Origin of the sequence: Sulfurimonas paralvinellae, from assembly GCF_014905135.1 — a bacterium.
GTDB lineage: Bacteria > Campylobacterota > Campylobacteria > Campylobacterales > Sulfurimonadaceae > Sulfurimonas > Sulfurimonas paralvinellae.
In genome coordinates this window covers 1,362,549-1,383,167 of record NZ_CP041406.1, presented here as the reverse complement: position 1 = coordinate 1,383,167, position 20,619 = coordinate 1,362,549, and the positions used below count along the sequence as shown (strand labels likewise).

16 protein-coding genes, 2 tRNA genes and 3 rRNA genes are annotated in these 20,619 nt (G+C 41.3%); 8 read left to right on the top strand and 13 right to left on the bottom strand.

Translation table 11 applies throughout. The annotated features are described in order from the left end of the window. Positions 1-10: 10 nt before the first annotated feature. The 8 genes from FM071_RS07155 to FM071_RS07120 all read left to right on the top strand — a co-directional run bounded on the left by FM071_RS07155 (position 11) and on the right by FM071_RS07120 (position 7,939). A complete protein-coding gene (locus FM071_RS07155) occupies positions 11-259 on the top strand; it encodes a ComEA family DNA-binding protein (protein WP_193110188.1) in 249 nt (82 codons plus the stop codon). A 41-nt stretch (positions 260-300) separates the two neighbouring features. Then, a complete protein-coding gene (locus FM071_RS07150; protein WP_193110186.1) occupies positions 301-960 on the top strand; it encodes a pilus assembly FimT family protein in 660 nt (219 codons plus the stop codon). A gap of 390 nt (positions 961-1,350) precedes the next feature. Continuing rightward, a 16S ribosomal RNA gene (locus tag FM071_RS07145) occupies positions 1,351-2,870 on the top strand. 145 nt (positions 2,871-3,015) lie between these two features. After that, a tRNA-Ala gene (locus tag FM071_RS07140) sits at positions 3,016-3,091 on the top strand. A gap of 169 nt (positions 3,092-3,260) precedes the next feature. Then, positions 3,261-6,147 (top strand): 23S ribosomal RNA (locus FM071_RS07135). 239 nt (positions 6,148-6,386) lie between these two features. After that, positions 6,387-6,502: ribosomal RNA gene (gene rrf / locus FM071_RS07130) — 5S ribosomal RNA — on the top strand. Together the 16S, 23S and 5S rRNA genes with 2 tRNA genes alongside form the textbook arrangement of a ribosomal RNA operon. A 26-nt stretch (positions 6,503-6,528) precedes the next feature. Next, positions 6,529-6,603, top strand: a tRNA-Asn gene (locus tag FM071_RS07125). Positions 6,604-6,760: 157 nt separating this feature from the next. Next, on the top strand, positions 6,761-7,939 hold the full coding sequence (locus tag FM071_RS07120; RefSeq protein ID WP_193110184.1) for an acetyltransferase domain-containing protein: 1,179 nt from the start codon (positions 6,761-6,763) through the stop codon (positions 7,937-7,939). A 7-nt stretch (positions 7,940-7,946) separates the two neighbouring features. Here FM071_RS07120 and FM071_RS07115 read toward each other — a convergent pair whose 3' ends face one another. The 13 genes from FM071_RS07115 to FM071_RS07055 form a co-directional block, all read right to left on the bottom strand. Further along, entirely contained in the window at positions 7,947-9,125 is a 1,179-nt protein-coding gene (locus tag FM071_RS07115) for a glutathionylspermidine synthase family protein (protein WP_193110182.1), read from the bottom strand. A 3-nt stretch (positions 9,126-9,128) separates the two neighbouring features. Next, positions 9,129-9,686, bottom strand: coding sequence for a Cj0371 family chemotaxis-regulating polar lipoprotein (locus FM071_RS07110; RefSeq protein WP_193110180.1), 558 nt, complete (start codon positions 9,684-9,686; stop codon positions 9,129-9,131). A 1-nt stretch (position 9,687) separates the two neighbouring features. Continuing rightward, the gene (locus FM071_RS07105) at positions 9,688-10,134 is read right to left on the bottom strand and encodes a hypothetical protein (RefSeq protein WP_193110178.1); all 447 of its coding nucleotides are present in this window, start codon (positions 10,132-10,134) and stop codon (positions 9,688-9,690) included. After that, positions 10,131-10,604 (bottom strand): hypothetical protein, encoded by a 474-nt coding sequence (locus tag FM071_RS07100; RefSeq protein ID WP_193110177.1) that lies wholly within the window; start codon positions 10,602-10,604, stop codon positions 10,131-10,133. The genes FM071_RS07105 and FM071_RS07100 overlap by 4 nt, the downstream gene beginning before the upstream one ends. After that, positions 10,565-13,822: a carbamoyl-phosphate synthase large subunit gene (gene carB, locus FM071_RS07095; RefSeq protein ID WP_193110175.1), complete on the bottom strand. Its 3,258-nt coding sequence runs from the start codon at positions 13,820-13,822 to the stop codon at positions 10,565-10,567. Before carB ends, FM071_RS07100 begins: the two co-directional genes overlap by 40 nt. Before the next feature lie 72 nt (positions 13,823-13,894). Further along, positions 13,895-14,644, bottom strand: a complete 750-nt coding sequence (locus FM071_RS07090) for a MipA/OmpV family protein (protein WP_193110173.1) — start codon at positions 14,642-14,644, stop codon at positions 13,895-13,897. Next, on the bottom strand, positions 14,641-15,402 hold the full coding sequence (gene mreC / locus FM071_RS07085) for a rod shape-determining protein MreC (protein WP_193110171.1): 762 nt from the start codon (positions 15,400-15,402) through the stop codon (positions 14,641-14,643). The genes FM071_RS07090 and mreC overlap by 4 nt, the downstream gene beginning before the upstream one ends. Continuing rightward, a complete protein-coding gene (locus FM071_RS07080) occupies positions 15,395-16,432 on the bottom strand; it encodes a rod shape-determining protein (RefSeq protein ID WP_193110169.1) in 1,038 nt (345 codons plus the stop codon). Before FM071_RS07080 ends, mreC begins: the two co-directional genes overlap by 8 nt. 10 nt (positions 16,433-16,442) lie before the next feature. Further along, positions 16,443-17,687 carry an ATP-dependent Clp protease ATP-binding subunit ClpX gene (gene clpX / locus FM071_RS07075; RefSeq protein WP_193110168.1) on the bottom strand — a complete coding sequence of 415 codons (1,245 nt, stop codon included), beginning with the start codon at positions 17,685-17,687 and terminating at the stop codon, positions 16,443-16,445. Next, on the bottom strand, positions 17,687-18,472 hold the full coding sequence (gene lpxA, locus FM071_RS07070; RefSeq protein ID WP_193110166.1) for an acyl-ACP--UDP-N-acetylglucosamine O-acyltransferase: 786 nt from the start codon (positions 18,470-18,472) through the stop codon (positions 17,687-17,689). Before lpxA ends, clpX begins: the two co-directional genes overlap by 1 nt. Before the next feature lie 8 nt (positions 18,473-18,480). Continuing rightward, positions 18,481-18,930 (bottom strand): 3-hydroxyacyl-ACP dehydratase FabZ, encoded by a 450-nt coding sequence (gene fabZ / locus FM071_RS07065; protein ID WP_193110163.1) that lies wholly within the window; start codon positions 18,928-18,930, stop codon positions 18,481-18,483. 49 nt (positions 18,931-18,979) lie between these two features. Next, positions 18,980-20,062, bottom strand: coding sequence for an epoxyqueuosine reductase QueH (locus tag FM071_RS07060; protein ID WP_193112049.1), 1,083 nt, complete (start codon positions 20,060-20,062; stop codon positions 18,980-18,982). A gap of 9 nt (positions 20,063-20,071) precedes the next feature. Further along, the gene (locus FM071_RS07055; protein WP_193110162.1) at positions 20,072-20,575 is read right to left on the bottom strand and encodes a peptidylprolyl isomerase; all 504 of its coding nucleotides are present in this window, start codon (positions 20,573-20,575) and stop codon (positions 20,072-20,074) included. Positions 20,576-20,619 lie beyond the last annotated feature (44 nt).

The window sequence follows — 20,619 nt, the reverse complement described above, 5'->3', positions numbered from 1 at the left end:
GAGAGTTAAGATGAAGATTTTAGCCATAGTTGTATTAGTATGTAGTTTTGTATTTGGAGCAGTTGATATTAACAGTGCAAATCAAAGTGAGTTGATGAGTTTAAAAGGTATCGGTGCTAAAAAAGCCGAAGCTATTGTATCGTACAGAAAAGGTCATTGTTTTAAAAAAGCAGAAGATTTGACAGCCGTTAAAGGTATTGGTTCGAAATTTATTGCAAAAAACAAAGCAAATATAAAAGTAGGTAGCTGCAAAAAGTAGCTCATATTGAATGATTCAAATTATTTAGCTATACTTACTATATGAAAAAAGCATTTACACTATTAGAGTTAGTTTTTGTCATTGTTGTCATCGGTATTTTAGCGGCATTGATTCTACCGCGTACAAAGACTAATCCGGTTCAAGAAGCGGCGGTTCAAGTCTTGTCACATATCCGATATACACAGCATCTTGCTCTTGTTGATGACAAATATAATGATAGTGATGCTAATTGGTATATGGGGAGATGGCAAATAGTTTTTGGAAATAATAATAACTTTGCCAACAATAAACCTGCATATACAATTTTTGCAGATTCAGGAGCATATAGTGGAGATCCTAAAGAGTCTGAAGTTGCAGTAGACCCTCAAAATCCAAATTTAATAATGACAGGTGGATATAATAATACAGTTGCATTAGATTATAATAATGCTGGTTTTAAGGGTATGAAAGAGTTGAATCTAGGTGAAAAATACGGTATTACAAATATTTCTTTCAGTGGTGGTTGTAATATTGGAATGAGAATTTCATTTGATTATTTAGGTAGACCATTTACAGGTGACCAATCAACAATGACAGGTCCATATAGTGCAGCAACACAAAGGCTTATAACATCAGATTGCAATATTTCATTAACAGATGGAACGGAAACAGCAACAGTACAAATTAGTCCGGAAACCGGCTATGCAAAAGTGATTTTCTAAAATCTGTAAAATTTTTCGAAACTTCTCCCTCCTTTCCTAAAACCTTAAGCGATTTCTAAGCAACATCCCCCTATAATTCCCCTCCACAAACGAAGAGACTTCGAGTTGAAGTTTAAAGACCGGAAGGTTAAAGACGTTTGAGATCATTGAAAACTAAGCAAGTAAGAGAGACTGATGTAACTATCAGTTAAATCTTATTTAGAAATAACTAATAAAACAACAACCGTCTATTCTATTTGAATTCTAGCTATTGATATAGTTAGTTTCCCTATAGTAATAGATAACTATATTCATTAAGAGCTTAAGCACTCTTAATGTCTTAACAAAGCCAATGATTTTTAAATCTTGGGCAAAGATCAGTAATTAAATTTATTTATCTTTTCATAAACAATTATGGAGAGTTTGATCCTGGCTCAGAATGAACGCTGGCGGCGTGCTTAACACATGCAAGTCGAACGGTAACAGAGAGAAGCTTGCTTCTCTGCTGACGAGTGGCGCACGGGTGAGTAATATATAGGTAATGTGCCCCTTGGACCGGGATAGCCACTGGAAACGGTGATTAATACTGGATACTCCTTTTCATCAAAAGATGAATCGGGAAATGGATTCCGCCAAGGGATCGGCCTATATCCTATCAGCTAGTTGGTGAGGTAAGAGCTCACCAAGGCGATGACGGGTAGCGGGTTTGAGAGGATGATCCGCCACACTGGTACTGAGACACGGACCAGACTCCTACGGGAGGCAGCAGTGAGGAATATTGCACAATGGGGGAAACCCTGATGCAGCAACGCCGCGTGGAGGATGACGCATTTCGGTGTGTAAACTCCTTTTATATGTCAAGAAAATGACGGTAGCATATGAATAAGCACCGGCTAACTCCGTGCCAGCAGCCGCGGTAATACGGAGGGTGCAAGCGTTATTCGGAATCACTGGGCGTAAAGGACGCGTAGGCGGGTTGGTAAGTCAGATGTGAAATCCTACAGCTTAACTGTAGAACTGCATTTGAAACTACTAACCTAGAGTATGGGAGGGGCAGATGGAATTAGTGGTGTAGGGGTAAAATCCGTAGATATCACTAGGAATACCGAAAGCGAAGGCGATCTGCTGGAACATAACTGACGCTAAGGCGTGAAAGCGTGGGGAGCAAACAGGATTAGATACCCTGGTAGTCCACGCCCTAAACGATGAACACTAGTCGTCGGGATGCTAGTCATCTCGGTGATGCACTTAACAGATTAAGTGTTCCGCCTGGGGAGTACGGTCGCAAGATTAAAACTCAAAGGAATAGAGGGGGACCCGCACAAGTGGTGGAGCATGTGGTTTAATTCGAAGATACGCGAAGAACCTTACCTAGCCTTGACATTGAGAGAACCTGCCAGAGATGGCGGGGTGCCCTTCGGGGAACTCGAAAACAGGTGCTGCACGGCTGTCGTCAGCTCGTGTCGTGAGATGTTGGGTTAAGTCCCGCAACGAGCGCAACCCTCGTCCTTAGTTGCTAGCAGTTCGGCTGAGCACTCTAAGGAGACTGCCTTCGCAAGGAGGAGGAAGGTGAGGACGACGTCAAGTCATCATGGCCCTTATGGCTAGGGCTACACACGTGCTACAATGGGGCGTACAGAGTGTTGCGATACCGCGAGGTGGAGCTAATCACTTAAAGCGTCTCTCAGTTCGGATTGGAGTCTGCAACTCGACTCCATGAAGCTGGAATCACTAGTAATCGTAGATCAGCAATGCTACGGTGAATACGTTCCCGGGTCTTGTACTCACCGCCCGTCACACCATGGGAGTTGATTTCACCCGAAATCGGGAAGCCAACCTTCGGGGGGCTACCGCTTACGGTGGAATTAGCGACTGGGGTGAAGTCGTAACAAGGTAACCGTAGGAGAACCTGCGGTTGGATCACCTCCTTTCTAGAGTAAAGAGCGATCATTCGTTTGATCGGCTCAACACAAAAGAATCTCACAGAGATATTAGTTACTTCAGTCTGCTTGCTTGCTTAGTTTTCAGTGATCTGTGTTCATTTGACATAATCACTACAAAAAGTTTTACAGTTATGGGGAATTAGCTCAGCTGGGAGAGCGCCTGCCTTGCACGCAGGAGGTCAGCGGTTCGATCCCGCTATTCTCCACCATATAAAAATTAAACTTTTTATGTTCATTAAATTACAATTGTTAAAGTCAACAACATATAATTAAAGAGATTTAATTATAAACTAAATAACTACAAAAAAATGGATTCATTCAATCTTGTTTGTTGTATTAGAGATAGTACATTAAATAAGGTAGTGAACGCAATATAGAATAAAAGATATTAAGGGCCATAGGTGGATGCCTTGGCTAGTAGAGGCGATGAAAGACGTACTAGGCTGCGAAAAGCCTCGGGGAGCTGCCAAGAAGCTTTGATCCGGGGATTTCTGAATGGGGCAACCCGGCATGGCGCGAGTCATGTCACCTTCGGGGGCGAACGCAGGGAAGTGAAACATCTCAGTACCTGCAGGAAAAGAAATCAAACGAGATTCCGAGAGTAGCGGCGAGCGAAATTGGAATAGGGCACTTACATTTAGCACATTTGTTAGCAGAACTGTCTGGAAAGTCAGAGCATAGAGGGTGATACTCCCGTAAGCGAAAACATTTGTGTGGAACTAAGGTAAGGAATGAGTAGGTCGGGACACGTGTTATCTTGACTGAATATGGGGGGACCACCCTCCAACCCTAAATACTACTACTAGACCGATAGCGAACAAGTACCGTGAGGGAAAGGTGAAAAGGACCGCGGTGAGCGGAGTGAAATAGAACCTGAAACCTATGGCTTACAATCATTCGGAGCACTATTAAATAAGTGTGACGGACTGCCTTTTGCATAATGAGCCTGCGAGTTGTGGTATCTGGCAAGGTTAATCGAACGAGAAGCCGTAGCGAAAGCGAGTCTTAATAGGGCGACATAGTCAGATGCTGCAGACCCGAAACTGAGTGATCTATCCATGAGCAGGTTGAAGCTGGTGTAAGAGCCAGTGGAGGACCGAACCGGTGGAAGTTGAAAATTCCTCGGATGACTTGTGGATAGGGGTGAAAGGCCAATCAAACTCAGTGATAGCTGGTTCTCTCCGAAATATATTTAGGTATAGCCTCGAGCATTAGCGTATAGGGGTAGAGCACTGACAGGGCTAGGGCTGCTTACCGCGGTACCAAACCCTATCAAACTCCGAATACTATACGTGTAACCTCGGGAGTCAGGCGTAGGGTGATAAAATCCTATGTCGAGAGGGGAACAACCCAGACTAGCAGCTAAGGTCCCAAAGTCGTATCTAAGTGGAAAAGGATGTGGAGTTGCTGTGACAACCAGGAGGTTGGCTTAGAAGCAGCCATCCTTTAAAGAAAGCGTAACAGCTCACTGGTCTAGCGATTCTGCGCCGAAAATATAACGGGGCTAAGATACGCACCGAAGCTCTAGATTCATAGTTTACTATGAGTGGTAGGAGAGCGTTCCATTCAGCGTTGAAGGTGTACCGGTAAGGAGCACTGGAGCGGATGGAAGTGAGCATGCAGGCATGAGTAGCGAGAAAAGAAGTGAGAATCTTCTTCGCCGAAAACCCAAGGTTTCCTACGCGATGCTCGTCATCGTAGGGTTAGTCGGGACCTAAGTCGAGTCCGAAAGGGGTAGACGATGGCAAATCGGTTAATATTCCGATACCGACATATCATCATTTGAGTGATGGGGGGACGCATAGAGTTAGACGAGGTCACTGATGGAATAGTGGCTCGAAGGGTGTAGGTTGTGAAGTAGGCAAATCCGCTTCACATTCGACCGAGACCCGACAGGCAGTTCAATCTCTTCGGAGAGCGAACTGAATCGTCGATACTGTCGTGCCGAGAAAAGCCTCTAAACGAGATGGTATGTCGCCCGTACCGTAAACCGACACAGGTGGGTGAGATGAGTATTCTAAGGCGCGTGGATGAACCCTTGTTAAGGAACTCTGCAAACTAGCACCGTATCTTCGGTATAAGGTGTGCCCTTGATGTTAGGAGATTTACTCTCCAAAGCATCTCTGGGTCGCAGCAAAGAGTCCCTCCCGACTGTTTACCAAAAACACAGCACTCTGCTAACACGTAAGTGGATGTATAGGGTGTGACGCCTGCCCGGTGCTCGAAGGTTAAAAGGATTGCTTAGCATTAGCGAAGGCATGAATTGAAGCCCGAGTAAACGGCGGCCGTAACTATAACGGTCCTAAGGTAGCGAAATTCCTTGTCGGTTAAATACCGACCTGCATGAATGGCGTAACGAGATGGGAGCTGTCTCAACAAGGGATCCAGTGAAATTGTAGTGGAGGTGAAAATTCCTCCTACCCGCGGAAAGACGGAAAGACCCCGTGCACCTTTACTATAGCTTGACACTGCTATTGGGATATTCATGTGCAGGATAGGTGGGAGCCTTTGATTCATAGTCGCCAGATTATGATGAGGCATCCTTGAGATACCACCCTTGAATATTCTGATAGCTAACTCCGTACGATTATCTCGTGCGAGGACAATGTCTGGTGGGTAGTTTGACTGGGGCGGTCGCCTCCTAAAAAGTAACGGAGGCTTACAAAGGTTGGCTCAGGTGGGTTGGAAATCCACCGTAGAGTATAATGGCATAAGCCAGCCTGACTGTGAGACATACAAGTCGAGCAGAGTCGAAAGACGGTCATAGTGATCCGGTGGTTCTGTGTGGAAGGGCCATCGCTCAAAGGATAAAAGGTACGCCGGGGATAACAGGCTGATCTCCCCCAAGAGCTCACATCGACGGGGAGGTTTGGCACCTCGATGTCGGCTCATCGCATCCTGGGGCTGGAGCAGGTCCCAAGGGTATGGCTGTTCGCCATTTAAAGCGGTACGCGAGCTGGGTTCAGAACGTCGTGAGACAGTTCGGTCCCTATCTTCCGTGGGCGTAGGATTGTTGAGGAGAGCTGACCCTAGTACGAGAGGACCGGGTTGGACGAACCACTGGTGCACCAGTTGTCCTGCCAAGGGCATAGCTGGGTAGCTACGTTCGGATGAGATAACCGCTGAAAGCATCTAAGCGGGAAGCCAACTCCAAGATGAACAATCCCTGAAGACCGCTTGAAGACTACAAGCTTGATAGGCTGGATGTGTACGCGCAGCAATGCGTTTAGCTGACCAGTACTAATAGGTCGTTTGTCTTTTTTTATGTTCTTACGAACGCTGTTGCTTCACTACCTTATTTAGTGTACGATGCCTAACGGGCGAGTGCAAGAAAAAAACTAAATTTTTTTCTGTGCTAATACATGAATAAGAAGAATCTTTTAGAAGTTCTTTAGTATGTTGACTTTACCAATTGATATTTTAATGAGTTACTTCAACTCTTATATGATCTTTCAAGATCAAATATAAGTTCATCAATCACGATGAGTTTATACTTGATCTTGTCTAGGTGGCTATAGAGAGAGGGAAACGCCTGGTCCCATTCCGAACCCAGAAGCTAAGCCTCTCATCGCTGATAATACTGCATCTTTCAGGTGTGGGAATGTAGGTCGCTGCCTAGTTCGGATCAATTTAATCGTATTTACATTCCGGATTAGCTCAGCGGTAGAGTAGGTGACTGTTAATCACTTGGTCACTGGTTCGAATCCAGTATCCGGAGCCACACATTTACCCTTTCTCTTTTTTTATTCAATGAATCAATGCAATTTTTATTTTACTAAGCAAGCTCTTACTCAACTACTATTACTTTACAGCCTCATTTAATTATTCTTTGTGCAAAAACATTATAAAATTGAATTATCTTATAATGAGAGTTTAATTTGTCTGCATTAACACAAAAAAAAGAAAGATTTGAAGCTTTAGATATTCTTCGTGGTCTTGCTATGGTTATCATGGCGCTAGATCATGCGAGGGATTTCTTTGCTCTGGATTTTGTTTTATCTTCTCCTACTGATCTTGCTATGACAAATATGGAAGTGTTTCTGACAAGATGGATTACACACTTTGCTGCACCTACTTTTATATTTTTAGCAGGCATCGGACTTTTTTTTGCATCAGGACGCAGAACTAAATCACAGTTGGCAACATTAGCATTGACTAGAGGGATTTGGTTGATATTTTTGGAGTTAACCTTGGTTGGATTCTTTTGGTGTTTTTCATCTGATTTTATCTATAAACCAAAAGTAGGAGTTCTTTTTGCCATAGGTATTGCTATGATTGCTATGTCGGTTATTATCTATCTTCCAAGATATCTCATAGCATTTATAAGTCTATTTTTAATATTTGGACACAATATGTTTGACAGTATCGAGCCTCATATGTTTAAGGATTATTTTTGGATATGGCATCTCTTACATGTACCTGGTAATATTTATATCGGTGATATTGAATTGAGAGTTATCTATCCTCTAGCTCCTTGGATTGGCGTAATGGCATTGGGTTATCTGTTTGGACCGGTAACAAAGTTGCCAAGAGCCGATAGAAAAAAGGTATTTCTGTTTACTGGATTAAGTTTTTTTGTTATCTCCATTATGCTTCGCTGGGGAAATATTTATGGTGATCCGTCATTCTGGTCTCCTCATCCTACACTAGAGTACTCTATAATGAGTTTTTTAAACTTTACAAAGTATCCGCCGTCATTGATTTACATTCTCTTTCTATTAGGTTCGGCAATGATGCTCATGGGTCTTTTGGACAGACCTTTAGGCAGATGGTCTGAGCCATTAAAAGTTTTTGGTCAGGTGCCTTTTTTCTTCTATATCCTACATATACCGCTACTGCATTTAGGTGGCATAGCTTTAGCTTTGTATGTTTTTAATGATGCAAGCTGGCTATTTCAAGCGCCTTTAGGAGAGACACCATCAGGATACTCTTATGGTTATGAACTTTTGCCAACCTATTTGGCATGGATAAGCGCTGTTGTTATTTTATATTATCCAAGTCGTTGGTTTGCAGGTTTAAAAGCCAGCCGAAAAGATTGGTGGATTAGCTATTTTTAATTATATTCTATACTATCATATGCCCTACAAACTTACTCATATTGTCCAAAATATAACCGCCTTTTCTAAATCCTAGACCACAAGCTTCATAGGCGAAAAATACTCCCGCTTGATATTTTGCATTATGGATATCTTCAGCAAACTCTACAAACTCCTGATATACTTTTTTATAGTTTTCGTATGGTCCGTCCGTTTCATTTGATACAGAGCCGTCTGCTTCTATTATTTTTGTATTAGCCCCTTCTCTGCCAAAAACAGGTTTTTCTACCTGTTTTATACCTTCTAATGGTGTAAAGGATGTTTGTAAGAGGTAAGGTGAGTCTGGAAAGAGCTGATGAAGGATTGCCAGCATCCCTTTTGATTGAAAGAGCAGGGTGTAGGCAGGATTGAGGATGATGACTTTTTGATTTTGGATGATATGCGTCAATGTTGTTGCAAGCTCTGGTTCATCAGTAGCAATATCTTCCCATGGGTAGAGTTTAAACCAATACTCATAAGGATTGCCGTTTTTATCGTAAATACCCTCATCGTCAAACTGCACGTTTTGCAAGAATTCAAATCCGGCAACAAAGCCTGCGTCCGTTGCTATCTGCTGCAGCAGTTTTGTGGTAGCTTCCTCTTCATCATTGCCTTCAACAGAAGAGAAAAGTATTTTCCAACCGTCATAAAGTTCATTGAATTTTTCTGTATCATCAAAGAGGGTAATGAGTCGTTTAAAATTTTCACTGACAGCTTCATAGACATTGTTAAACTGTTTGGCCTCATCCATCTCATTTGATTTTAAAATTGCCCACTGCAGTAGAGCAGTTTCAAAAAGGGCTGTTGGTGTGTCAGCGTTGAATTCGATAAGTTTGATGGGTTTTCCGTCAATACCTCCGGCAAGGTCAAATCGACCATAAATATGCCAATGGACATCATTTTCCCATGATTTTTTTATGATATCAATAAGATTAAAAGGGATACCGAGTTCAAAGAAAAGGTTGTTGTCGATGACATATTCTGCAGCTTCTACATACATATCATAGAGAGTATTGGCCACTTCATAATAGGCTTCAGCCTCTTCCTGTGTAATTTGAACGAGTTCATCACTGACATATTTACTGCCGTCACTATCTGTGTGCCATGTAAAACCTATCTCATCAAGCGTGGCCTCGTCTATTGGATTGACTTTAAGTGTAGATATCATACTTTAGCCTCCAAAGAAACTACTCCTTTTATAGGTAGAGCTTTTAGAACTTTTACCAAAAAAGCTTTTTTTAGTAGAGGTGCGTTGTTTGGATTGTTTATATGCTGAAGATGTATAGGCACTACGTGTGTTGCGTGAGAAGGCTTTGTTATTCATCAGTGAGTTGGCTATCATATTTCCAAGCAGACTTCCGGCTGCAACTGCGAGTATTGTTCCTGCAAGTCCCATACCCTCACCTGAAGGATTTTCTTGAACTGTCTCACTCGTGCCGTTTTGTACCTTTTCATACTCCTGCGCAGCAAGTGCTTTCATCTCATCTTCATTCATAAAGCGTTCACGGATGTTTCCATACTCATCATGTTCACGGATAATGGCTCGTGTAGGACCTTCTGTCGGCATCTCTTCAACGACTTTGTATTTCCCGTTAGGGAGTTGTTCAATTACAAGAAATTTATTTTGTGTCTCTTGTTGTCGTTGTTCACAGCCAGTGAGTGTACTCATCATGATCATACCGGCAGTTCCTAAAGCAACGCCGGAAGCAAGTGAAGAAATGTGTTTCATTTTAATAACTACCTTGAATTGTTTTTTTATCTAGAAGTATAACTTTTTTTAGTTCATGATCGTAAAATGTGACCTTTTTTCTACCACTATAAAGTATATCACCATGGTAAGAAAATTTATCGGTTCGCATTGTAATGTCTTTTTTCATAAAAAGAATTTCTCCCGCAAATGAACCGATAGGAGGAATGAGAGTTGATGCTGAGAGCAAAAAGAGGGTTGAAACGATAATAATGGCTGTTTTGTTTGAAAGATACATGACGACATAGCCGATAATCAGTGTAAATATTATGAATACAAAGATATTTTGATTATCTGCAAACAGGATATTATAATAGAGCTTGATGCCGTGAGCATCGATATAATTCTCTTTTATCCCAAGGAAGAGAAAGAAGTCAAGTATGAAAGTAAAGAATATACCACTTAGTATCATTTGAACTATTTTACTCATCGCAGCCTCTTTTTGGTTTTATTGTTTATTTTGTAGAGTTTTGAAGCTTTTCCTTCAAAGAGTCTCTCTTTATCTTCTATTATTATATCAGCTTTTTGCTCACAAAATTCTCTATTGAATCTTTTACCGCTTTCATTGGCTGATGTAGAATAACTCCAGGGTAATTTACGTAATATACTAGAATTTAGATGTGCAGGAGCAACACGAAAAGCTTGATCTTTGACAATAAAAGTTGTTGTATGAGAACGTCGAACGCTCTTTTTATAACGGTTTGGAATACGGATATGCTCTTTTTTTGCTATGGCAAATGTTTGAAAAACTTTTATAAAAGGTTTATTTGATTGACGGGATTTTATTTCACGCAGCAACTTTGCATCTTGCGATAAGAAACCGACGGTAGTGTCGGTTTGCGTGAGGATGATAGAGTTGTTTATACTAAAAAATCTTGTAATGCAGTCGCGCTTGACCATTTGTCATCTTTCATCTCATCAAGAGCCAGAATGAGTGCACGTGTAGCAGAAAGTGTTGTGAAGTATGGAATACTGCGTTTAAGAACTTCCTGACGAATGACAACAGCATCTTTTTTACTTGTATTGTTGTCTGAAGTATTGATGGCCATATGAATTTCATCGTTTTTCATGCTGTCTTCAATATTTGGACGACCCTCTGAGATTTTAAGAACCAGTTCACAAGGAATCCCTGCCTCCTCAATGGCTTTTTGTGTTCCTTTTGTCGCAACAAGTTTAAATCCATGTTTCACAAGGCCTTGTGCAATTTCGGCTGCATGCTTTTTGTCTGAGTCAACAAAAGAGAGGAAACATGTACCGCCTGTCGGAATTTTATTACCGGCACTAAGCTGTGATTTTGCAAAAGAGACACCAAAGTTTTTGCTTATACCCATAACTTCACCGGTAGATTTCATCTCGGGAGAAAGTACAAGGTCTGCACCATAGAGTTTATGGAAAGGAAAGACCGCCTCTTTGACAGATACATGACCTTTTAAACGTGGGCGTAAGAGGCCGTTATGCTCTTCAACGATATTATATTTGTCATAATAATCCAAAGAACTTCTGAGTGTTTCCCCCATCATAACACGTGTAGCTACTTTTGCCAGAGGCATACCTGTAGCCTTGCTTACAAATGGAACTGTACGGCTTGCACGAGGATTGACTTCGATGAGATATATCTCATCTTGATAGATGGCATACTGAACATTCATAAGACCGCGAACACCAAGACCAAGAGCAATCGTCTTTGTCTGCTGTTCAACTTTTTCTATCATCTCTTTTGTAAGGTTTACCGGTGGCAGTGAACAAGCAGAATCTCCGGAGTGGATACCCGCTTCTTCGATATGCTGCATGACTGATCCGATGTAAACTTCCTTACCGTCAGAGATACAGTCGACATCAAGCTCAATTGCCTGATCTAAGAACTTGTCAATAAGTACAGGAGCTTCATTACTGACTGAAATGGCAAGATCCATATACTCTTTGAGCTCAGCTTCAGAGTAAACGATGCGCATACCGCGACCACCAAGAACAAAAGATGGACGAACGAGGACAGGATAGCCTAACTTATTTGCAATGACATAAGACTCTTCTTTGGTACGAGCTAGCCCATTTGCCGGTTGTTTGAGTCCATGACGGTTGACAAAATCAGAGAACTGTTCTCTGTCTTCTGCAAGGTCAATGACACTTGATGGTGTTCCTGCGATCTTTGCACCGATTTTTGTAAGACCGTCTGCAAGTTTGAGTGGTGTTTGTCCGCCAAAGTGCACAATGATACCGTCAGGATTTTCTGCCTCAATGACCTCACGCACATGCTCAAAATCAATAGGTTCAAAATAAAGAACATCGGAAGTGTCATAATCTGTTGAGACTGTTTCAGGGTTACAGTTGTACATGATTGTTTCAATATCCATCTCTTTAAGAGCAAATGCTGCGTGAACACAACAGTAGTCAAATTCGATTCCCTGACCGATTCTGTTTGGTCCACCGCCTAAGATCAGTACCTTTTTCTTGTCTGATTTGCGTGAGCTTATTTCAGGAAGCTTTGTAATGTTAGTAGTTGAATAAAGGTATGGAGTGAGTGCTTCAAACTCTGCGGCACAGGTGTCGACTTCATTGTATTCTAAGTTGATTCCAAGTTTTTTTCTTGCTTCATACACAATGTCTTCACTCACGCTTTCATTACTGTTTTTAGCAATGAGTTGGGCAATGCGTTTGTCTGAGAAACCATCAACTTTAATCTGACGCATAAGATCTGCATCAAAAAGAATCTTGTCTGTGACTGTTGATTCTGTCTCTATAAGCTCTTTTATCTGATATAAGAACCATGGGTCTATCTGACATGTATCAAACATCTCTTCTATACTCATACTGCGTCTGAAACCTTCGGCAACATAAAGAATTCTATCAGCATTTGGACGACGGATTTCGTGACGAACAAACTCGTCATCTGCATCGATATCATCAAAACCGCATAGTCCTGTTTCTAAAGAACAAAGTGCTTTTTGAACAGACTCTTTAAATGTTCTTCCTATTGCCATCGCTTCACCGACGGATTTCATAGAAGTACTGAGAGTCGATTCTGCTTCAGGGAATTTTTCAAATGTAAAACGAGGAACTTTTGTAACGATATAATCGATAACAGGCTCAAATGCAGCCGGTGTTCCTGTGATGTCATTGGTGATCTCATCGAGTGTGAAACCGACTGCCAAAAGTGTTGCAACTTTTGCGATAGGATAGCCTGTGGCTTTTGATGCGAGGGCAGATGAACGGCTTACACGAGGATTCATTTCAATAACTATCATACGTCCTGTTTTTGGGTCAATTGAGAACTGAACATTCGATCCGCCCGTATCAACACCGATCTCACGCAAAATGGCGAAAGAAGCATCACGCATTCTCTGGTACTCTTTATCTGTAAGCGTAAGTGCTGGTGCAACAGTGATGCTATCACCTGTATGAACGCCCATTGGATCAAAGTTTTCAATGGAACATACGATGATACAGTTGTCTGCTTTGTCACGTATGACTTCCATCTCATACTCTTTCCAACCGAGCATGGATTCCATGATTTCAATTTCATTAACAGGAGAAGCAGAGATGCCTTCTTGTGCAAGTTTTTTAAACTCTTCCATATTGTAAGCGACACCTGAACCACCGCCGGCAAGTGTAAAAGATGCTCTTGAAATTACAGGAAAACCGATTTCTTTGACAACTTCGATAGCCTCTTCAACACTATAGGCATTTCTGCTTTTTGGTAAGTCCATACCGATTTTTGTCATGGCTTCATTGAAAAGTTGTCTGTCTTCACCTTTATTTATCGCTGCAGGGTCCGCACCTAGAAACTCAATACCCTCAAGCATACCTTTTTCATACATACTCATGGCAACATTGAGTGCAGTCTGTCCTCCCATAGTCGGTAGAACAGCATCAACATTTTCATCTTGTATGATACGTGCAATGATCTCTTCTTTAATAGGTTCGATGTATGTTCTGTCCGCAAATTCAGGATCTGTCATAATGGTTGCAGGGTTTGAATTAATAAGTATAACACGGTAACCTAACTCTTTTAAAGTCTTTACCGCCTGTGTTCCAGAGTAGTCGAACTCACATGCTTGACCGATGACGATCGGGCCAGAACCTATAAGTAAAATAGTATGTATATCGGTGCGTTTTGGCATCTTTTACCTCTTAAAAATCATTATAAAAATTTAGAGATTATAGCCAAACGGCACTTAATATTTGATGAGAGACTAGTACTCAAAAGTATATATCAAGGAAAAAAGACCTGAGTATATATAATTGTCATCTGTTAAGGGGCTGTTTTTTGCGTTTTTAGAAATGATGTCATAACGGAGGTTGACCAGTGCTGAAAGCTCTTTTGTGAAAGGGTATTTGATGTAGGTTTGCGCACCATATTCCAATCCGCCATGCGGTGAATATACAGGTCTATCGGCTGTGGCTTCGGAGTTTTTGACACCATAATAATAATCAGTGAACTTCCTTGATTGATATAGCAGAACCATACTTGGATAAAAAGTAAAATCTCCAAGGTTGTACTTGTCTCCAATTTCAGCTCTGCTAATCCATCCGTTATATCTGTTGAGCATATCTCCTAAGAGCATGATCTCAATATATTTTGAGTTTTGATAACTGGCAGAAAAAGCTAGTCCGCCTTCAAATGTCGATTTTCGTTCATTCATGCCTTTAAGATAGTTTGAATCGGAAGCTTTGTATCCAAGTGTTCTTGGCTGTGCGGTTACTGAAAAGCCCCAGGCATAATCTTCTTTTTTTTCTCCCAAAAAGTAGATACCAAAGCGGCTCCATCGTGCATAGACTATGCCGTTGTCAAAAAAGATGACAGGAGAAGGTAGTATTAAATCCTTAGTGCCTTTGTAAGGTTCAGACTGGATATATGGTCCAAAACCGAGCGTCACTTTTTGTCTTTCGCCTGCAAAAAGTGAGAGTGTTGAACAGAGCAAGATCACTAAAAAATATCTCATCGTAGACTCCTGATGATATGGAAATAAGAGGGCTCGTTTGATTTATAGTATTGATCAACAACGGCATTCTGATAGCCTTGCGATTTTGAAACAGTGATAACACGACCAACTTTAAGACCTTTGAAAAAAATATCATCAAGTCCGGATGTGATGACTTCGTCACCAACTTTTATATCAAACCATGCCGGAATGAAACTGACAACAAGATGCTCGGCATTATTGCCATGAGCTATTCCCGGTGCCTTTTTATCCCCGATATAAACAGCATAGGTACTCTTAAGATCACTGTTTAAAAGTGCTAGCGGTTTACCGTCTTTTGGAACGACAATACCGGCAACGAGTTCTTTATATACCAATCCGTAAATTTTCGAGCTGTTGTAGTCGGGAATATCAAGCCAGAGGCGGTTTAGGTTTCCAAATTTTTCATAAGAAATGGCACGAACAAGTTCTGTTTTTGGATTTTCTGCAAGCGTGGCATTGTTTTCTTTGTACATATCATCGATTTCACTTGCGAGCTGCTGCATAACAAGGTGATTTTTCTCATACTTTTGAAGTTGTTCTTTAAGATCGGTGATCTCTTGAGCTTGAAAAAAGTGTCTGTCAATTGTATCGTCAATAGACTGTATAATATTATGATACATGATTTTAATAGTGTTTAAGGAAGAGAGCAGAGGAGATTGGATGGTTTTTGTGTAATACAGAGCACCCATAAAGAGTGCTAGTAAAATAAGCAGGTAAGTAAATAACTTCTTATTCATTCTCAAATAGTTCTTGTAGTAGGTCTATCTCTTCGAGTGCACGGCCAGTTCCGCGTGCAACGGCTAGAAGCGGTTCGTCTGCTACAAAAACAGGAATTTTGACGATATCTGAGAGATATTTATCAAGTTGGCGGATAAGTGCACCACCACCTGTCAGGATAATACCATGATTTACAATATCTCCGGCAAGATCCGGCGGCATCTGCTCCAAGACATCACGCAATGCTTCTGCAATCTCTTTAAGCGGCTCACGCATAGCATCTTTTGCATCATCACTTGTCAGCTCTACTGAACTTAAAAGTCCTTCAACCTGGTCACGGCCGTTGATGACCATTGAGAGTTCCTGATCAAGACTTACGGCTGTTCCGATGTTGATCTTGATCTCTTCGGCAACTCTTTCTCCTATGAGAAGATTGTACTTTTTACGAACATAGTTAACGATTCCCTGGTCAATCTTATCACCTGCCGTACGGATAGATTTTGAAAGGACAAGTCCACCGAGTGAAACAACACCTATCTCGGTTGTACCCCCGCCAATATCAACAACAAGATTCCCTTGCGGCTCACGAATATCTACACCGGCACCGATTGCTGCTGCCATTGGCTCTTCTATCAAAAATACTTCACGCGCACCGGCACTTAATGCAGATTCACGAACAGCTTTTCTCTCTACCTGCGTGAGGCCGTACGGTACACAGATAATGATACGAGGAGAAATTAATGAAGTTCTGCCGTGTGCTTTTTCGATGAACTTACGAATCATCTTTTCAGTCATATCAAAATCGGCAATGACACCATCACGCATAGGACGGATAGCTTTAATGTTTCCAGGCGTTTTTCCAACCATTTCTTTGGCTTCATGTCCGACTGCTAAAACTCTTGAATGACCATACTTCTCTGTTTTGACTGCAACGACAGAAGGCTCGTTAATTATAATACCGCGACCTTTTGCAATTACAATCGTATTTGCCGTTCCAAGGTCGATCGATAAGTCGTTTGAAAAAAGTCCTACTAATTTATTAAATATCATTCATTTACCCTTATGCTGTTTTTTGTGTTGATTTTTTTATATATACAGGTTTTTCGCCATCTTCGATGACCTCTTTTGTAATGAGAAGCTCATAACCCGCATATTCTGGAAGTTCATACATGATGTCTATCATAGCTTCTTCTAAGATCGCACGTAGACCACGTGCTCCTGTTTTGCGTTTGATCGCTTTTTGTGCAATGGCTCGAAGGGCATCTTCTTCAAAGTTAAGCTCTACTTCATCGATAGCAAAGAGTTTTTTGTACTGTTTGACAAGCGAGTTCTTAGGTTCTGTTAAAATGCGAACCATATCATCTTCGGTGATTTCATTGAGTGAAGCAATAATAGGCAGACGACCGACCAGCTCGGGAATAAGACCATAATGTACTAAATCATCAGGCTCAACCATGTCAAAAGTCGGTTTTGCTTCTTCTTTTGTCTTCTTTTCATGGCCAAAACCAAGAACATTTTCACCTTGTTTACGTTTGAGTATCTCTTCAAGACCATCAAAAGCACCACCACAGATAAAGAGAATATTTGTTGTATCAATTGCAGTGAACTCCTGGTTTGGATGCTTTCTGCCGCCTTTTGGCGGGATATTTACAGAAGAGCCTTCAATAATTTTCAGCAGTGCCTGCTGTACACCTTCGCCGCTTACATCACGTGTGATAGAACGGTTTTCACTCATACGTGAGACTTTATCGATTTCATCTAGGAAAATAATACCTTTTTGTGCACGCTCGACATCTCCGTCTGCAGCTTGTATAAGCTTGGTTAAAATATTTTCAACATCTTCACCGACATAGCCTGCTTCTGTTAAACTTGTTGCATCGGCAATAGCGATAGGAACATTTAAAACTCTAGCGATAGTTTGAGCCAAGAGTGTCTTACCACTTCCTGTCGGTCCGATAAGCAGTACATTTGATTTTGCGATCTCTGTATCGTCATCAGCTGCATTATGGAGCTTGAAGATTCTTTTGTAGTGGTTGTAAACAGCGACAGAGACAAGTTTTCTGGCACGTTCTTGACCTATGATGTAATCACCAAGGAATTTATCGAGCTCTTTTGGTGTCATCAGTTTTTCAACATGATCAGTCAGTTTTTTATTATCTGTAGATGCCAGCTCTTTTTCATCACCGAACATGATCTTGTAAGCAGAGATAACACAGTTTTTACAGATGTAAACACCATTTCCTGCTATGAGCGGATTCTCTTCACTTTCGCTTGCGTCGCAAAAGCTGCAATGTCTATGTATCATTATATATTCTTCCTCTCAAATGGTATGCCTCGTTTTGTCTTGATAACAAAGTTACATAAGTCGATGACATAGTGGTTGGTTGTAGTTTCCAGCAGTTCGCCTGCTGCATCTTTTAAAGGTTTTCCAGACTCAAAAAGTTCTCTGTATGCAGACTTTAGTGCATTGATATCATCACGCTCTATTTTACGGCGAAGTCCTGTAAGGTTGAGTCCACGTAGACTTGCACGATTGCCTTCTGCCATACAAAAAGGAGGGACATCCTGTGCAAGTGCACTCGCTCCACCGATCATTGCATAATCTCCGATATGTACGAACTGATGTACCGGTGTCATCCCACCGATAACAACATGGTCTCCAAGTTCGACATGACCTGCAAGTGTCGCTGCATTTGCTAAGATACAGTGATTTCCAATGATGACATCATGTCCAAGGTGAACATAACCCATAAAGAGATTGTGGTTGCCGATGATGGTCTTGCCTCCGCCGCCTTTTGTCCCCGGATTGAAAAGTGTAAATTCACGGATAGTGTTGTCATCACCGATAATAAGTTCCACATCTTCACCGTTAAATTTAAGATCTTGTGGAATGGAACCAATAACTGCATGAGAGAAGATTCTATTGTTCTTTCCAATAGTCGTTTTTCCATAAATGCAACTGTTTTGTGCGATCGTAGTACCATCACCGATTGTTGCATCTTTAGAGATAAAACAAAAAGGTGCTATTTCGACATCTTCTCCGATAATCGCACCATCTTCAATAATGGCTAATTCAGATATTTTACTCAAAATTTTCCCTATTTATCGACGATCATAGCTTTTAGTTCAGCTTCACTTGTGAGTTTATCATTCACATATGCTTCGCCTTTTAACAGCCAGATGGCGCCCTTATTTTTAATGACAGAGACTCTGTACTCAAGTTGGTCACCCGGTTTAACAGGGCTTCTGAACTTTGCTTTGTCGATACTCATAAAGTAGACGACTTTGTTCTGTATCTCTTCTTCGCTGACATCTATCATGCTTTTAAACGCTAAAATACCGCCGGCTTGAGCCATACCTTCGAGTATCATAACACCCGGATAGATAGGGTGACCGGGAAAGTGTCCTTCAAAAACAGGTTCAGAGATAGAAACATTCTTGTAAGCAGAGATTGATTCACCCGGAACTAGCCCTGTAACACGGTCTACGAGTAAAAATGGGTAGCGGTGAGGAAGAATTTTTTGTATGTCCATAACATCCATAAGCATAGTGAAAACCTTAATAATAATAATTTTGGATATTTTACCAAAAAAATTATTATAAAACGATTAGCTTTTCTCGTGTGTCTTCATAGAGCTTTGCATCGATATGAAGTGTAAGCTTTGTATCCGGTATGTGTTGAACAACAATAATAGGGCTGAGATCATAAGAAAAACCGCAAATATGCTCACGCAGCTGTAACTCTTTTTTGACATCAGGTGGATTAAAAATCAATTCGCGTACGCTTTGATACTGTGTATTGAAAAAATCGTTGAAGTATTGCAGTGTGATAAATTTGATCTCTTCACGATTGAAGTAATGAACATCTTCAATGGCAAACTCAATGCGGCCTTGTGCACGTTTACGAGGGAGTGTCGAGTAGCTGAGTGCATGAGCATCTACAATCTCTTTCTTTCCTGAAATGAGTTTGACATTGAATTGTCTGTAGTTGAGAAATTTCTGACGAACTATTCTATATGCTTTGCCTTCATCTTCGAGTTCGTTACGTGAGGTGTAAAGTTGGAGCCTTTCTTCTATGGAAGCAGGCAGTGTTTGTCCTGAGATTGGAGAGAACATCTCATCCATCAGTCTCTCCTGTTGCTCACGCTGCATGGTAAGTCCATAGATGCAGCCGCAGTAGTCCTGACGATAGAGCTGTTCTTCTTTTGTAACACGGCTTTGATCCTGTGTGCCGCCGCCGCTGCGATAATCAACGGCAATAAACTCTACACCGTGCTTTGCATGAAAATCATCGCCGACGTGTTTGAGCTGTTCTTGGGATTTTAATGGACTGACAAGGAGCGTTGTCGTGATCTTGTCTTCGCCAAGCTCAAGTGCTTTTTGCGCGCTTGTCAAAAAACGCTTGTCAAAACAGACCTCGCAGCGAGCTCCTTTTTCGGGTTCTTTTTCCAAACCGCGGACAGCTTTGAGCCAGGACTCGTAATCATACTCGCCTTCAATCAACTCAATACCGAGTTTTTTACAGCTTCGTTCAACATCCAAAAGACGAAGTTTGTACTCTGAATAGGGATGGATATTTGGATCGTAAAAAAAACCGGTAAGTTTCTCTTGGGGAAAATCTTTTTGAAGTTTTTCCAAGAAAAAGTGTGAATCAACACTACAGCAGATATGAACTAAAATAAGAGAGCCTTAGTCGCGAGTTTCGTGAATTTCGATAGTTTTTATATCATCTTGACCTTCAATGGAATCAAGAACTGCAAAACTTTGTGCATCATCTTCTTCAATACCGCCAAAAACAGTGTGAACACCGTCTAAGTGTGGACATGGAACGAAACAGATGAAGAATTGGCTTCCACCTGTATTTGGTCCTGCGTGAGCCATTGACAGTGTTCCTTTTACATGTTTATGGGTATTTTTGTCTGTTTCACATGCTATCGCCCAGTCCGGTCCACCTGTTCCTGTTCCGTGAGGACACCCGCCTTGCGCCATAAAACCAGGGATGACACGGTGAAAGTTGAGGTTGTCATAAAAACCTGTTTTTGCCAAGTGTGCAAAGTTTGCTACTGTATTTGGTACCTCATCCGGATAGAGTTTAATCCAGATATCACCTTTATTTGTCACGATCTTCGCGTATTGATCTTTTTGAACATCTGTTAAATCATACTCTTTGAGTTGTGTGCTTCTTCCAAACATTATTTTCACCTTATATTGTTAAATTTATGAAATTATAGTCAAAT